This window comes from Gemmata palustris, assembly GCF_017939745.1.
Taxonomy (GTDB): domain Bacteria; phylum Planctomycetota; class Planctomycetia; order Gemmatales; family Gemmataceae; genus Gemmata; species Gemmata palustris.
The window spans coordinates 858,332-873,008 of sequence record NZ_JAGKQQ010000002.1 but is presented as its reverse complement, the minus strand read 5'-3'; the positions used below and the strand labels follow the sequence as shown (position 1 = coordinate 873,008).

Genomic DNA, 14,677 nt, shown 5'->3' with positions numbered 1-14,677 from the left:
TCCCCTTGCGGGAGAGGGTGGTGAGGCTTTGCGAACCGGGTGAGGGGTGGTTCCAGGGTGTGGAAGCAACCCCTCACCCCGCCGCGAAGCGCGACGGCCCTCTCCCGCAAGGGGAGAGGGCACAACCCAAAAACGCTGGCGCGCCGCACGTTTGCAATTCGCTGACAGAGGCCGGCTACAGAAGACTACTCACCTCCCGAACCGCGCGGCACGCCCCGTGCGCTCATCGAACCGGTGCCCCATGCGTCGCCTCGCGAACCGGAAGCTCATCCTCCCCGTCCTCGGACTGCTCGTAATTGGCGGAAGCGCGTGGTACTTCTTGCTGTTCGCAAAGGGCACCCGGTACGCGCTGCCTGAAGCCGCCGACTTGCGCCCGTTCGTCCGAATCATGCCACCGGTCCCGATCGTCTTCACGTCCCGGTCCGAGCCGGCGAGCTTCCAGGCCGTAGCCCCCGAAGCCGAGGGCTTCACGTACCCGGGAACGATCCCGTGGACCGCTCAAGAAGGGCGCCTGCGGGTACTCGACACGAACGGCAAAGTGTACGAACTGACGTGGGGCCGCGTGCTCCCCGATGGCGGCACGCTGATCGACGTGATGAGCCCGTCCGTCACGCTCGACGGAACGCGCATTCTGTTTGCCGGACGAAAGGCCGCTCCCGACGCGGGACGTTGGCGGATCTACCAAGTCAACGCGGACGGCCGCGACCTCGTGCAACTGACCGGCGGGCCGGACGATTCCGGGTGCGTTACCGCGCCGCCGATGCGGTTCGCGCTGGATGGGACGCGAATCCCGGACGCCGAGCGCCGGCGCCTCGACTTCGACGACGTGGACCCGACCGATCTCGGCCCGGCCGGGATCGCGTTCGCGTCGAGTCGCGTGCCCGATTTGGGGCGCGACCACACCCGGCGGGCGACCCAAATCTGGGTGATGCCGGTCGGCGGAACCCCGGTCGCGCGGTCCGCGAACCGCAACAACGATCGGTGGCCCGTCCTCGTCTCCCAGGACATGATTGTGTTCAGCTTGTGGAGCCGGAATCGAGAAGCCGTGACCGCGGACCTCTCGGACGTGCGCCCGGTATCCGTCGGTGGCACGTTCGCGACGCGGCCCCCGGACCACTGGATGGCCGCGCGCGTGACGCCCAACGGGGCGGATTTCGGCTACGCGGTCAAAAGCCCGGAACCAGTCTGGCGCCCGCGCCCGCTCTTTAACGGGCGCATCACGTTCATGACGGACGGCCCGGCGGGGCGCCTGCGCATCGCTCAGGCGGATTGGGGGCACCTGCGTTCGGCCCCGAGTTCGCTTTCCGCGGGCGCGGAAATGCCGGGCGGAATCGGTGGCGAACTCTCGTTCGGCCCCACACGCGACGCAGACGGGCACGAATTGTCCGCGGGGTGCCCGTCCCCGTGTCCCGGCGGGCAGGTGCTCTTCGCCGCGTCCCCGGTCGAAGCCGCCCCCAGCGCCTTCGGCCTCTACGCCACTTCGGACGACTGGACCGGCACGCCCTCCGCTCCACGACTTCTATTCGACGACCCCGTACTTGTGGACGCCGAACCGGTCGCGGTTTACGCACGGACACTGACTCCCGAACCGGTCGTTCGCGCGGAGCCGGCCGCGACCGGGTTCGCCCGCCCCGCGAAGCTCAAACTTGTCAGCGGGCGGGAGCACACCGGCCCGAGCGGGTATGTTGAGAACGCCTCGGTCCTCGACGCCATGTATCTCGATGCGCCGGACGCCCCGGACCCGATTCGCTCGCCGATTCCGGACCCGCGTGTACCCAACAAATCGTCGGGCTACCAGACGCCGGCCGTCCTCCCGCCCCCGGATGTCCGGTCGGTCGCGTTTTACGCCTCCTACCGGGATCGGTTCGACGACCCGACGCGCCCTCGAATCGCTGGCGCGTGGGAGAAATTGATGGTCGCGCCGCTCAACGAGGAGGGGAAGTTGTACACCTGGGTTCCGGCCGATCCCTCGACCCCGACCGTCGTGGTCGGGCTGAACTCGGATGGGAAAGTCGCCAAATGGACGGCGCCGACGAAGCGCGCGGGCGGGCGCGCCCCCACGTTCTACGCCGTCGCCGGCGACCATTACAGCGGCATCCGCGCGAACGGTTACCACTACTGCACCGGGTGTCACACTGGGCACACGTTCGCGGCTGCCGACGTCCGCGAACGGCAGAAGTAGGGCCGGCGGTTGCCCCACATAACCACGACCCACCGCCCTTGCGGGCGGGGTTCACGGCTGCTTGGCGAATCCCGCCCGCAAGGGCGGTGGGTCGTGACGGGCAGCATGTGCTAACCGGCACCACTCATTTCAGTTTCAGTTCGCTGGGAGGAAGGCAAAGCCCTTCCTTACACGCGCTCAATTTCACCCGAACCTCGACCTCCCCCTCACTTGCGGGGAACGTTCCCCGAATCGTCGCCGTGCCCTCGTACACGGAGTATTTCGAGCCGGTCGAATCGGTGAGTTCCTTTCCCTTCGGGTACTCCACTTTGGCCTCGACCTTCTTTCCACCAACGTACACGATCACTTCGGTCTGAGATTCGATCTGCATCTCCGAGCCGACCGGGTTGGCGTACAGGTGCCACGGCGCCTCGACGGTTAGCGCGAGCGTGAACGTTCGCTTCCCGTCTTTCGGCGCGTCGAGCGTGAGCTTGGATGTCACGACGTCGGCCGACTCCTTCGGCTTCTTCGGTTTCGGGGCGTCCTTCGGTGCGGGCTTATCGGGTTCGCCCGCCGCGTCGAGCAACTCGTCGAGCGTGCGGAGCATGAGTGGCATGCTCGTGGGGTTGGTGCTCAGCGCCAGCGAGAACGACTTGACCGTGCGAATCCCGCGATCGCGGTAGCTGTCGTCCTTCAGCTTCGCGCCGAGCCGGAGGAGGTTGCGGGCCATCTGCGAGTTGCCCGACGGCTGCACGCCGTCGTAACTGTCCTTCGACCGCGCGAAGAGCTTCTCGCTGTCGGTCGCAGTGAAGAAGAACCCGCCGCCAATCGAATCGCCGTAGTGCTTCACCGCGAGGTCGGTGAGTTCCTTCGCGGCGTCGAGCCACTTCTTGTCGCCGGTCGCGTCGTGCAGGTTCAGCAAGCCGTGAATCAGATAGGCGTAGTCATCAATGAACGCCGCGCCCTTCGCGGTCGGCTTCTCGCCCGGCGGGGCGGCGAAGATGCGGAACAGGCGCCCGTCCTTACCGCGCATCTTGGAGAGAACGAAATCCGCCGCGTCCGCCGCCGCTTGCGTGTACGCCTTGTCTTTGAAGACCTCTCCGGCCCTCGCGTACCCGGCAATCATCTGCCCGTTCCAGGCCGCGATGACCTTCGTATCGAGGAACGGCCGTTCGCGCTTCGCCCGCACATCGAACAACTTCTTCTTCAGCGGTTCGAGTTTGGCGAGTAGCTCCGCCTCTGTCAGTTTCTGTTCTTTCGCGATCTCGGCGAGCGCCTTCGGCAACCGCAAGATGTGAAACTTCTCCTCGAAGTTCGGGCTCGTGACACCGTACACGGCCTTGAACAACGCGGTATCGGCCTCGGTACCGAGCACCTTCTTGATCTCGTCCGCGGTCCAGACGTAGAACTCGCCCTCTTTCTCGTTGCTGTCCGCATCAATCGCGGAGTAAAAGCCCTTCTCCGGTGCCGTCATTTCGCGCCGGATGAACCCGAGCGTCTCGGCCACCGCGCGCTTGTACTCCGGGCGCGGGTCGAGCGCGTGGGCCTCGCTGTACAGTTCGACCAACTGCCCGTTGTCGTACAGCATCTTCTCGAAGTGCGGCACGGTCCACGTGCGCTCGGTGCTGTAGCGGTGGAACCCGCCGCCGAGGTGATCGTAGATGCCGCCCTCGAGCACCTTCGCGAGCGTGTTACCGGTCAGCTTCGCGAGCCGCTCGTTTCCGGGCTTCTTGCTCTGGGCGAGCAGGAACCCCCACACGGGCGGGCGCGGGAACTTCGTACCGCGGTAGTCGCGCTTCTTGTTCCCGGTGCCGCCGTGCTCCGGGTCGATGTCGAACGCATCCACCCCGCCGGTCACCAGTTCGCGTTTGATCGGCACGAGTGCGATCGCGCGGCTGTTCGCGTCGAGCATTTCGATCGTGCGCTTCGCGATGCGGTCCGCCTGGGCCTCCAGGTCGGCGCGGTCCTTATCGAACTCGATGACCTTGCCGAGTACCGTCTTGAACCCGGGGATCGTGTCCTCACCGACCTTCTTGTCTTCGGGCGGGAAATAGGTCGCGCCGAAGATCGGCTTGCCTTCGGGCGTGAGGAACATGCTGAGCGGCCACCCGCCCTGCTGGTCCGTGGCTTGCAGGGCAGTCATGTAGATCTCGTCGACGTCCGGGCGCTCCTCGCGGTCCACTTTGATGCACACGAAGTTCGCGTTGAGCAGCTTCGCGATTTCGGCATTGGAGAACGATTCGCGCTCCATCACGTGGCACCAGTGGCACGCGCTGTAGCCGATCGAGAGGAAGATCAGCTTCTTTTCTTTCTTCGCGCGCTCGAACGCCTCCGGCCCCCACGGGTACCACTCGACCGGGTTGTGCGCGTGCTGGAGCAGGTACGGGCTGCTCTCCTTCGCGAGCTTGTTCGGCTTGCCCTTTTCCTTATCCTTCGGTTTCTCTTTGGGTTGTGCGGGGGCTTCCGAGGCGGAGAAAACGAGAGCGCCCGCGGCGCACAACAGAAAGGCGAACAGGCGGGATCGCATGACTCGAGTCTCCGAGTAGGACGCTTCGACAGGATTAACAGGATAGACGGGATGAATACAAGAAGCCCGTCTTCAATCCCGCTTATCTCGTTAATCCTGTCAAAAACTCTTGGCCCTCACGCGCCCGCGAGTGGCCAGCGGGCGCCGGTGCGTGCGCCTTCGGGTGGTGGGGTGTTCATGTAATACGCCCACGCGGTTTCGTGGCCGGCGACCTCAATGTGCTCGCGCACGAACAAGTTCGGCACGTCCTCGAACTCGTCCAGCTCCGCGAGGCACCGCGCGCCGACCGCGAACAGTTCCCCGTGGACCGCGAGACCGTTGACCGCGTCGCGAATCAGCCCGGGGTACGGTCCGAGATCGACGACCCGGTACCGCGGCGCGGTCGCCACTTCCGCGATGAACTCCTGGGCCGCGAGCCGGTGGTGGTTCCGCTCGCCGCGCTTCAGCGTGCCGTACACGAAGAGAACGGTTTTTGCCGCGTTCACGATCGCACACTCGCCTTGTTTTCGTTTGCTACCACCGGACGACGATCGGTCGGAGCGGAGACACGGGAGCGGCGGTGGGTGCCGGGAGAGGCCGCTCGGATCGTTGCTCTTCAGGTGGCTCGCAAAAATTTTCCGTAGCGCTTCGATAAGAATAATCGGGTAGTGTGCCCCCGACCACGGGACCGGCGCGCCGATCGGTCGGGCGGCCCGATTCGCGCACCGCCCTCCGCTCTCTCGTGAGTTTTGTGTCCTTGCTGGGGGCTCCCATGAGCACAGCGAACACGAGCGACCTGGCCGGCTCCCCCGACGCGCGCCAGTTTCTGACGTTCCGGTTGCAGGACGAGGAGTACGGCCTCGAGATCCTGCGGGTCCAGGAGATCAAAGGGTACTCGAAGATCACCCCGCTCCCCAACACGCCGCGGGAAGTGAAGGGCGTCATGAACCTGCGCGGGACCGTGGTCCCGGTGCTGGACCTGCGCGCCCGGTTCGGGCTGCGCGAGACCGAATACACGCCGTTCACCGTCATCATCGTGGTCACCGTGGGCACCAAGATCGTCGGGTTGGTCGTGGACGCGGTCTCCGACGTGCTCAACGTGGACCCCAAAGAAGTGGTGCCGACCCCGGACCTGGGTGCGGGCGTGGACACCTCGTTTCTCACCGGCATTGCGCGCTCCGGCGAGCGCCTCGTGTCACTGCTCAACATCGACCGGCTCGTCGGTAGCACCGGATCGGCGCTCACCGTGTAGACGCTCTGGTGCAAGGCGATGAGCGGCCCGCGCACGGCGGGCCAGACGGCCGTCTCGTCGGCCCCGCGCCGGAATCACAAAAAACAAATCGCTTCAAAATTCAACGCCGGAACAAATAGTTCATTGCATACTTGCGTGAATATCCGGATCGTATCCCTGCTCGCTACCCGTCGACTCGTCGGCCGCGCCACCGGTCCGGCCCAACTGTGCTCGCGAAGCGTTCTCATTCATTCCCACCGCCGTTGCGCGGCTCTCCTCGGTGTGCCCTACCATGAACTGGTTTCGCAATCAGACGGTGATGACCAAGTTGCTCCTCGGGTTCGCCCTCGTGTGCGCGATCGTTGCGGGGAGCGGCGTGCTCGGGTACCGCGGGCTGTCGAACTCCCGGGAGAGCATGCGCGTCCTGTACGAGGACTACACGGTCGCGGGCACCGACCTGGCCAAGGCGTCCGTCAACCTGGCCCGGTTCCGGAACAGCATGATTATGGCCGCGAACGCGAAAGACGCCCAAACCGTTGATCGGATCGTGGACTCACAGAAGACCATTCGCGAACAGGTCACGACCGGTCTGGACGCATACGCGGCGACCGATCTGCGCGTGTCCCGGGGCGGGCGCGACGAGCGCAAGGACCTGGACAAGGTCCGGGCGGCCGTGAAGGACTATTTCGACGCCGCCGCCCGCAGCATGCAGGCCATTCAAGATCTGCAGCGCGCGCCCGAGGGCCCGGACCGGGACGCGACGCGAAAGAACGTGACGGAGCTGATGACCCAGGCCGGCCCCAAGTTCGATGCCGCCACGGTCACGATCGACGAACTCGTCAAGACCGTCACCGCGGTGGCCAAGGACGTCAACGAGGACGGGAGCGCGACCGCGTCCGCGGCCCAGCAGACGCTCGTCGGCGGGACGCTCGCAACGGTGGTTCTGAGCATGTTGATCGGGGTGACCATCGGTCACTCGATCACCCGCCCGCTCGGGCGCACCGTCGCGGTCCTCGAGGGCGTTACCAAGGGGGACCTGAGCCAGCGGGCCGACGCGGATTCCCAGGACGAAATCGGGCGCATGGGCGCGGCCCTGAACGTGGCCATCGGCTCGCTCGTGGCCGCCAAGGAAGCCGAGCGGGTTCAGGTCGAAAACGACCGGCAGCGCGCCGCGCGCGAGGCCGCGGTCGAGCGGGAGCGCACCGAGCGCGAGGCCGCGGCCACGCGCGCCCAGGCCGAACTGGAGCGCGCCCAGGCCGCCGAGCTCCAAGAGAAGATGGAAACCGTCGTCACCACGGTCAGCGCGATGGCCGCGGGGGACTTCACCCAGCAGGTGCCCGACATGGGCACCGACGCGATCGGGCACATGGCGTCCGCCCTGAATAAAGCGATCGTCTCGGTTCGGACCGCTCTGGAGGGCGTGCGCGAAGTGTCCGTGCAACTCGCCGATGCCTCGAGCCAACTGTCCGCGGCCAGCGACGAGATTTCGACGGGCGCTCAGGAGCAGGCCTCGAGTCTCGAAGAAACGGCCAGTACGCTCGAAGAGATCACGGCGACGGTCAAGCAGAACTCGGACAGCGCACAACAGGCGCGCCAACTCGCCAGCAGCTCGAAGGAAGTGGCCGAGAAGGGCGGGGCCGTGGTGGGCAACGCGGTCGACGCGATGGGCGAGATCAACCACTCGTCCAAGAAGATCGCGGACATCATCACGACGATCGACGAGATCGCGTTCCAAACGAACTTGCTCGCCCTGAACGCGGCGGTGGAAGCGGCCCGTGCGGGCGAGCAGGGGCGCGGGTTCGCGGTCGTCGCCTCGGAAGTGCGCAACCTGGCCCAGCGAAGTGCGACCGCGGCGAAGGAGATCAAGTCCTTGATCGAGGACTCGGTCAAGAAGGTCGATGCCGGGACCGACCTCGTGAACCGGTCCGGGGCCACGCTCGGCGAGATCGTGACGTCGGTGAAGCGGGTAACGGACATCATCACCGAGATCGCGGCCGCCAGCAAGGAGCAGTCCACGGGCATCGATCAGGTCAACAAGGCCGTGTCCCAGATGGACACCGTCACCCAGCGCAACGCCTCACAGACCGAAGAAATGTCCGCCACCGCCCAGACCCTCACCGACCAGGCGGACCAGCTCCGCGACCTCGTCGCGCGGTTCAAACTCAGTGACGACGGGCGCGTGGCCCCGCGTCCCGCACACAAGGCCGCTCGCAGCAAGGCCCCGGCCACCAAGCCGCGGCCCGCGGTGGCCAAGGCCCTGAAGAACGGTCACTCCAAGACCCACGAACTCGACCGACTCGGCGGCAACGACGGGTTCACCGAGTTCTAACGTCTGCAGATACCAACAGCGTGAGCGGTCGGGGCGCTACCCGGCCGCTCACTTCGTTTGTACCGAGTGTGAGTAACGCGCCCGTGGTGCCCGCGACGCGCCGGCCACCGATCACCGCACGGTCGCGTCGAGTCACCACATCCTCGTTCTCGATGCCGCGGCGCGCGGGTCCGGCTTCCTCCAGAGCGGCAGCGGCGCGGACCCGACGGTCGTGGCGGAGATCGTGTACCTCGGCAAGTGAGCACTGCGCCCGGAATCGCTTTGCTCCCGGGCCGCGCCGGTTGGTACACTCGCGTAACTCTTCCCGCTGCTCACCGGAACCGGCACGATGAACGAACCCGTCTCCCGCCGCGCGGCACTCCGAACCGGGACCGCGGTCGCGCTCGGTGGCGCGCTGCCGCTCGAGTCCGCGGCCCGCGCCGCGCAACCGCCGAAGCGCCCGCTCGTCGAGGCCTACGCGATGCCCCAGAGCTACGTCGCGGGCGAGGACGTGAAGGTGCGGCTCTCGTGCCTCGGCGATTCGTACTGGTACAAGGTCTACCGCCACGGGGCGACGAAAGAGGAAGTCGCCGGCGGGCTCGTCGAGAACCCGCAAGCGCACGACGTTCCCAAAGACGCCTCTTCCCACGGGTGCCGCTGGCCGGTCGGCCTGACCGTGCGCACCGCGGACTGGAAAACCGGGTACTACTCCGTGGCGTTCGGGAGCACGAAGGGGCCGGCGGTCGATCTCGCGAGCGCGTTCTTCGTGTTGCGCCCGAAGCGCCCGGGGCGCGACGCGGACGTCCTCATTCAGCTCGCGACCAACACCTACAACGCGTACACGAACTGGAACGGCTACAGCCTCTACGCCTACCACGGCAAGCACAAGGTCCAGGGCCGGCGCGTGTCGTTCGATCGCCCCCAGCACTCTCAGTTCCCGCAATGGGAAGAGCCGTTCGTGAAGTGGGCCGAGAGAGCCGGGTACGCGCTCGACTACTGCACGAACCTCGACCTGGAGTTCCACCCCGAGCTGCTCAAGAAGTACAAACTCGTACTCAGCGTGGGGCACGACGAATACTGGTCCGCGCCGATGCGCGACACCCTGGAGGCGTACATCGGCGCCGGCGGGAACGTCGCGTTCTTCAGTGGGAACACGTGCTGTTGGCAGGTACGAACCGAGGAAGAGGGGCGCGCGCTCGCGTGCTGGAAGCAGTCCTTCGGCGACGACCCCGTCTACAAATCGGGCGACCACAAGGCGCTCACGTCGCTCTGGAGCCACTATCTCGTCAATCGCCCGGAGAACCAGCTCACGGGCGTCGGATTTCTTTGGGGCGGGTACCACCGCAGCCACGGGCAGTTCATGGACGGCAGCGGTGCGTTCACCGCCCACCGGCCCGACCACTGGCTCTTCGCGGGCACCACTCTCAAGAAGGGCGACACGTTCGGCGCGAAGCTACCCGAGTACAAGGTCGTGGGCTACGAGTGCGACGGGTGCGAACTCGTTTGGAAGGACGGGCTGCCGTTCCCCACCTGTGCCGACGGCACGCCGAAGAACTTCGAGGTGCTCGCGACCGCGCCGGCGCGCTGGCACCCGGACGACTGCGAGTGGTACGAAAAGTGGCCGAAGGGCCGCGCGGGGAACGCGGTCATCGGCACCTACACGCGCGGCGGAACCGTCATGACCGTGGGCACCACCGACTGGAGTTCGGGTCTACGCGGGAACGATGCGAACATCGTGCGCATTACGAAGAACGTGCTGGACAAGCTGGGGAAATGAGCGGTGTGGCAGCGGACCAATCGCGGTCCGGCTGCCGCAGTGACGCGCGTCACTACCGGATGAGGTCCGTGGTGGCCTGGAGCACCTGGTTCTCGATCTGGAGCGATTGCGTGTTGAACTGGAACGCTTGCTGCGCGATGACCAGGTTGACCAGTTCGGACGTGACGTCCACGTTCGACAGTTCCAGCGACCCCGTGCTCACCGTGCCCAGTCCGTTCGCGTTCGGCGCGTCGGTCACCCCGGTCCCGGACGCCGGGGTCGCGGTGAACACGTTGTCGCCGAACCGCGACAGCCCGCCCGGGTTCACGAACCGCGTGAGCGTGAGCTGGCCGACGACCTGAGCGCCGCCGTTCGAGTCGAGCGCGGTCACGGTGCCGTCGGACGCCACGGAGATGGAACTGGTCTGCGGGGGGATCAAGATGCCGCCCGCCAACAGGTACCCCTCCGGGGTGACCAGCTTGCCGGCGTTGTCGATGTTGAAGTCGCCCGCCCGCGTGTAGGCGGTCGTCCCGTTCGGGAGCGTCACGGAGAAGAACCCCTCGCCCGTGATCGCGAGGTCGAAGCGCCCCGTGGATTGCTCCAACCCGCCCTGGGTGAACCGCCCGGTGATCGAGTCGACGACGACGCCGTTCCCGATCTGGATGCCCCCGGGCGGTGTGACTCCCTGTGTCGTGGCCCCGGCCGGAGCACCCGTGTACAGGAGATCCTGGAACGTGATCTGTGCCGTCTTGTACCCGGGCGTGCTCGAGTTCGCGACGTTGTTACTGGTCACGTCGAGGAAACTGGACGCGGCCTGAATTCCGGTGCTGCTGGACGATATGGCGCTGTAGAGCATGGTATCGCTTCGTGTGTTGTGGGTCCGCGGCGCCCGTTTCTGACAGTTTCGGTTCCACCAGGCCCACAGTGAAACCCGTTCGCGCCTTGATCCCGCGAACTCGGACGAGCGCGGGCCGGCGACCGGCGCAACTGCCGCGACTGCTAGAACCCGCCACTTGGATCTTACCCTCTCTCTCGGAGTCCCGCCATGAACTCCCGCCGCACGTTCCTCAAATCCTCCGCTTCTGGAGCCGCCGCGCTAACGTGCGCTAACGGCGCGGCGTTCTCCGCGGCGCTGCCCGGTCCCGACAAACTCACTGTCGCGCTCATCGGCTGCGGCGGGATGGGCACGAACCACCTCACCCTGCTCGCGAAGCACAAGCAGTTAAACATCGCCTACGTGTGTGACGTGGACGACACCCGGTTGAGGGCCGCGGCCAAGATCGCCACCAGCGCGGGCCACGCGGTGAAGGCCGAGAGGGACATGCGCGTGGTCCTCGCGGATAAAGCCGTGGGCGCGGTCTGGATGGCGACGCCGGACCACTGGCACGCGCCCGGTGCGGTCCTCGCCGCCGACGCGGGCAAGCACGTGTACGTCGAGAAACCGTGCTCGCACAACGTCCGCGAGGGCCGGCTCCTCGTCGACGCGGCGCAGCGCAACAAGGTCCACATCCAAGTGGGGACGCAGTCGCGCAGCACCCCGACCTGCGCCGAAGCGGTGAAGCGCCTCCGCGACGGCGCGATCGGCGAGGTTCTGGTCGCGAAGGCGTGGAACAGCCAGTTGCGGCGCACCCTCGGCAAGGTGAAACCGAGCGAACCGCCCAAGCACCTCGACTACGAGGCGTGGCAGGGGCCGGTGCCGGAAGCGCCGTTTTACGCCAACCGCGTTCACAGTTCCTGGCGGTTCTTCCGGGACTACGGGGCCGGCGACATCGGGAACGACGGCGTCCACGACATTGATGTGGGCGTGTGGGGCATGAAGTTCGATGCGCTCCCGAACCGCGTCGCGGCGCTCGGCGGCAAGTTCTTCTTCGACGACGATCAGGAGTGGCCCGACACGCAGTACGTCGTGTGCGAGTACGACGCCGGGAACGGCGGGAAGAAGCCGCGCCAGTTCATCTTCGAGCAGCGCATCTGGTCGCCATACGTGCAAGAAGACTACGAAAACGGCTGCGCGTTCTACGGCACGAAGGGCCTGCTGATTATCGGCCACGGGGTCGGCTGGAAACTGTTCGGCGAGCGGAACAAGCCGCTCGAAGAGATGAAGGGCCGCGCCGATTTGTCGGCCCACCACCAGAACTTCATCGACGCCTGCTTGAAGGGCGAGAAGCTCACGGCCCCGGCCGCGGTCGGTCACATCTCCGCGGGCATCTGCCACCTCGCGAACATCAGCACGCGGCTCCGCAAAACGGTCGAACTCGATCCGGTGAAGGAAGTCGTCACCAACAGCCCGGACGCGAACGCGCTCCTCCGGCGCGCGTACCGCCCCAACCACTGGGCCGTACCGAAGGGCGTGTAAGTGGAACAAAATGTCCTCCGAAATGGCGCCGGTTCGATCTTCTTTGCGGCGCCCCGAATCCGTCGGTAAACTGTGCGCGTTACGGTCCCTGAACGCGGGGGTAAAAATGATCCGCTTTACGCTACTCGTGGCCGGTGCGCTGGTCGTCCTCCCATCGGCCCCGGCGAGGGGGGATGACGACATCAAGGACGTCTCGTCGCAAGACCTGAAAGCCGGTAAGGACGAGAAAAAGAGGTACTTCCTCATCGGCCCGCCGAAGGACGCGAAGGCCCCGAAGAACGGGTACGGGCTCGTCGTGATCCTGCCCGGCGGCCCCGGGTCCGCGGACTTCCACCCGTTCGTCAAGCGCATCTACAAGAACGCTGTTCCCGAGGGCTATTTGGCCGCCCAACCCGTTGCCGTGAAGTGGACCGACAAGCAAGAGATCGTCTGGCCCACGGAGGGGAACAAGAAGGACGTTGAGGGCGCAAAGTTCACGACCGAGGAGTTCGTCGCGGCGGTGATCGAGGACGTCGCGGCGCGGCACAAAATCGACCCGCAAAAAGTGCTCACGCTGTCGTGGTCGTCGAGCGGGCCGGCCGCGTACTCGGTCGCCCTGACCAATTCCAAAGTGACGGGTTCTTTGGTCGCGATGTCGGTGTTCAAGCCGGACCAGTTGCCGGACCTGAAGGCGGCGAAGGGGAAGCCGTTCTACCTGTACCACTCCCCCGACGACCGCGTGTGCCCGTATCGCATGGCCGAGCAAGCCGAAAAGGATTTGACGAAGGCCGGAGCCAAGGTGAAGCTCGTCGACTACGAGGGCGGGCACGGGTGGCGCGGGCCACTGTACGACGACATCCGGGCCGGGATCGAATGGCTGGAAAAGAACGCGGCAGCGCCGGGCAAGTAACGAGAACGTGAAAGTACGCGACTCAGAGATTGAACTGGGCGGCCGCACCCGTTCCTTCGGGCGCGGCCGCCCAGTTCATTCCTTCCCGAGAACCAAGTCGAGCGCCCAGCACCCGAGGACGTGTGAAACTGGAGGTGGGTCGGATGTGCTGTCGGTGTGCTCCCGGGGCACGAGGGCCGGGTCGCGCAGGTGACCCAGCAGATCATCGTTGTTGCACCCCGCGTCCTGGAGGGCGTCCGCGAGGATCGGCATCCGGTCGAACGCGCGGTCGGTGTAAACGCCGTTGGCCAGAATCATTACGTCCGACGAGCGCCACGCGGGGTTGAACGCGACCGGGCAGAACGGGTTGCCGAAGATTTCGCGCACGAGAGCGGCCTGGGCCGCTGCTTCGTCTGCTTTGTGGGCGCGCCAGACATCGTCGGTGGGTTGAACGTCGTCAATCATCTCGTGGGCATAGGTCTGGGCCGCGTAGTTGGCAGTGCTGGCGGCGAACGAGTCGTACCCGGAACGAGCGTTCGGCGGCGTTGCCGCGGCGGCACACGCACTCGCGTGCATGTGGGCGATGTACGGCGGCACGCCGTTGCGCCGGCGGTACTCGTTGTAGAAGTGTGTTGCGGTCGTTTCCGCTTCCTTGCGGGCGGCTTCCAGTTTCTTGCCGCTCGTCAGCCCGTCGGCGTAGGCTTCCGCGACCTCGATGGCGGTTACTGCGGGAGTGCCTTCTACCCAGTGCCAGTGCCGCCGACAGCACGCGCACGCGAACAGTCGGCGCTTGCGGTTCCTGGTTCGGCGACCGAGCGCCGCGAGCAACTGTTTGGGATCAGTTCCGCGAACCCACTCCGCTCCAGTCATCGTCTTTCGCGCGGCCACGATCACTCCTTACCGAGTATCAAGTCGAGCGCCCAGCACCCGCGCACGTGCGTCGCGTTCGGGTCGCGCAGGTGACTGAGGAGTTCGTCGCTGTTACACCCCGCTTCTTGGAGGGCGTCCGCGAGGATCGGTAGCCCGCTAAAATCTCCGGTCTCATCAAGACTCTTTGCGAGGAGCATCACATCTGGTGTGAGCCAGTCCGCGAACAGCGGGATGTATGTGTCTTCCGGGTATCCTCTACTCTCCCATTCCATGCCGGGAGCTAGGTGTTCGAGCCATTGCGAGTCGGTGACGCCGATGTGGAATGTTGCTTGGGACGCTCTGCTCTCCACCGGAGTGCGGTGCCATCCGGGCTCGCTGCGATCATAATAATCGACCGTATTCACGACACGGAGATCGGTGATTCCCACACAAGAGATAAACCGTCCGACGTTTCTCCAGTTCCATTCTCCGTCTTCGTAAGCGTAGCGACCTGCAAGAGCCTGGCCGAGCGGAGAACTCTGGGCGAAGTCTGGGGCCAATTCCGTCAGGATGTCTGTTTCGTCCGTAGGGCAGCGAACCGATGTCCTCCCATCGACCGTGTCCCAGAGGAAATGGAGAACT

At 65.8% G+C, this 14,677-nt stretch carries 11 protein-coding genes; 6 read left to right on the top strand and 5 right to left on the bottom strand.

The window, feature by feature from the left end; translation table 11 throughout:
• Window positions 1–241: 241 nt before the first annotated feature.
• Window positions 242–2,182 (top strand): hypothetical protein, encoded by a 1,941-nt coding sequence (locus J8F10_RS38000; protein WP_210663661.1) that lies wholly within the window; start codon window positions 242–244, stop codon window positions 2,180–2,182.
• 124 nt (window positions 2,183–2,306) lie between these two features.
• On the opposite strand, the gene J8F10_RS37995 is transcribed toward J8F10_RS38000, so the two are convergent.
• Entirely contained in the window at window positions 2,307–4,688 is a 2,382-nt protein-coding gene (locus J8F10_RS37995) for a DUF255 domain-containing protein (protein ID WP_210663659.1), read from the bottom strand.
• Between the two features lie 116 nt (window positions 4,689–4,804).
• Window positions 4,805–5,173: a gamma-glutamylcyclotransferase family protein gene (locus tag J8F10_RS37990; protein WP_210663657.1), complete on the bottom strand. Its 369-nt coding sequence runs from the start codon at window positions 5,171–5,173 to the stop codon at window positions 4,805–4,807.
• 266 nt (window positions 5,174–5,439) lie between these two features.
• On the opposite strand from J8F10_RS37990, the gene J8F10_RS37985 reads away from it, so the two are divergent.
• From J8F10_RS37985 to J8F10_RS37975, 3 genes are all read left to right on the top strand, one after another.
• The gene (locus tag J8F10_RS37985) at window positions 5,440–5,919 is read left to right on the top strand and encodes a chemotaxis protein CheW (RefSeq protein WP_210663655.1); all 480 of its coding nucleotides are present in this window, start codon (window positions 5,440–5,442) and stop codon (window positions 5,917–5,919) included.
• A gap of 271 nt (window positions 5,920–6,190) precedes the next feature.
• Window positions 6,191–8,227: a methyl-accepting chemotaxis protein gene (locus tag J8F10_RS37980; protein WP_210663653.1), complete on the top strand. Its 2,037-nt coding sequence runs from the start codon at window positions 6,191–6,193 to the stop codon at window positions 8,225–8,227.
• A 328-nt stretch (window positions 8,228–8,555) separates the two neighbouring features.
• Window positions 8,556–9,983 carry a N,N-dimethylformamidase beta subunit family domain-containing protein gene (locus J8F10_RS37975; RefSeq protein WP_210663651.1) on the top strand — a complete coding sequence of 476 codons (1,428 nt, stop codon included), beginning with the start codon at window positions 8,556–8,558 and terminating at the stop codon, window positions 9,981–9,983.
• A gap of 52 nt (window positions 9,984–10,035) precedes the next feature.
• On the opposite strand, the gene J8F10_RS37970 is transcribed toward J8F10_RS37975, so the two are convergent.
• A complete protein-coding gene (locus tag J8F10_RS37970) occupies window positions 10,036–10,818 on the bottom strand; it encodes a flagellar hook-basal body protein (protein ID WP_210663649.1) in 783 nt (260 codons plus the stop codon).
• Between the two features lie 189 nt (window positions 10,819–11,007).
• Between J8F10_RS37970 and J8F10_RS37965 the strand changes: the two genes are divergently transcribed.
• Together J8F10_RS37965 and J8F10_RS37960 are read left to right on the top strand one after the other, a co-directional pair.
• Window positions 11,008–12,318, top strand: coding sequence for a Gfo/Idh/MocA family protein (locus tag J8F10_RS37965; protein WP_210663646.1), 1,311 nt, complete (start codon window positions 11,008–11,010; stop codon window positions 12,316–12,318).
• A 106-nt stretch (window positions 12,319–12,424) separates the two neighbouring features.
• Window positions 12,425–13,207, top strand: a complete 783-nt coding sequence (locus tag J8F10_RS37960) for an alpha/beta hydrolase (protein ID WP_210663644.1) — start codon at window positions 12,425–12,427, stop codon at window positions 13,205–13,207.
• A gap of 75 nt (window positions 13,208–13,282) precedes the next feature.
• Here the strand turns inward: J8F10_RS37960 and J8F10_RS39660 are convergent, their stop codons facing one another.
• Both J8F10_RS39660 and J8F10_RS37950 read right to left on the bottom strand, forming a co-directional pair.
• Complete coding sequence (locus J8F10_RS39660; RefSeq protein WP_246524803.1) at window positions 13,283–14,074, bottom strand: hypothetical protein; 792 nt, start codon at window positions 14,072–14,074, stop codon at window positions 13,283–13,285.
• 2 nt (window positions 14,075–14,076) lie between these two features.
• Complete coding sequence (locus J8F10_RS37950; protein ID WP_210663777.1) at window positions 14,077–14,328, bottom strand: hypothetical protein; 252 nt, start codon at window positions 14,326–14,328, stop codon at window positions 14,077–14,079.
• Between the last annotated feature and the right edge of the window lie 349 nt (window positions 14,329–14,677).

Excerpts from the sequence above, each read along its gene's own strand:
- J8F10_RS37995 (WP_210663659.1), bottom strand. The coding sequence starts at position 4,688 with ATGCGATCCCGCCTGTTCGCCTTTCTGTTGTGCGCCGCGGGCGCTCTC.
- J8F10_RS37960 (WP_210663644.1), top strand. The coding sequence starts at position 12,425 with ATGATCCGCTTTACGCTACTCGTGGCCGGTGCGCTGGTCGTCCTCCCA.
- J8F10_RS37980 (WP_210663653.1), top strand. The coding sequence starts at position 6,191 with ATGAACTGGTTTCGCAATCAGACGGTGATGACCAAGTTGCTCCTCGGG.
- J8F10_RS37950 (WP_210663777.1), bottom strand. The coding sequence starts at position 14,328 with ATGGAATGGGAGAGTAGAGGATACCCGGAAGACACATACATCCCGCTG.
- J8F10_RS37985 (WP_210663655.1), top strand. The coding sequence starts at position 5,440 with ATGAGCACAGCGAACACGAGCGACCTGGCCGGCTCCCCCGACGCGCGC.
- J8F10_RS37965 (WP_210663646.1), top strand. The coding sequence starts at position 11,008 with ATGAACTCCCGCCGCACGTTCCTCAAATCCTCCGCTTCTGGAGCCGCC.
- J8F10_RS38000 (WP_210663661.1), top strand. The coding sequence starts at position 242 with ATGCGTCGCCTCGCGAACCGGAAGCTCATCCTCCCCGTCCTCGGACTG.
- J8F10_RS37975 (WP_210663651.1), top strand. The coding sequence starts at position 8,556 with ATGAACGAACCCGTCTCCCGCCGCGCGGCACTCCGAACCGGGACCGCG.
- J8F10_RS37970 (WP_210663649.1), bottom strand. The coding sequence starts at position 10,818 with ATGCTCTACAGCGCCATATCGTCCAGCAGCACCGGAATTCAGGCCGCG.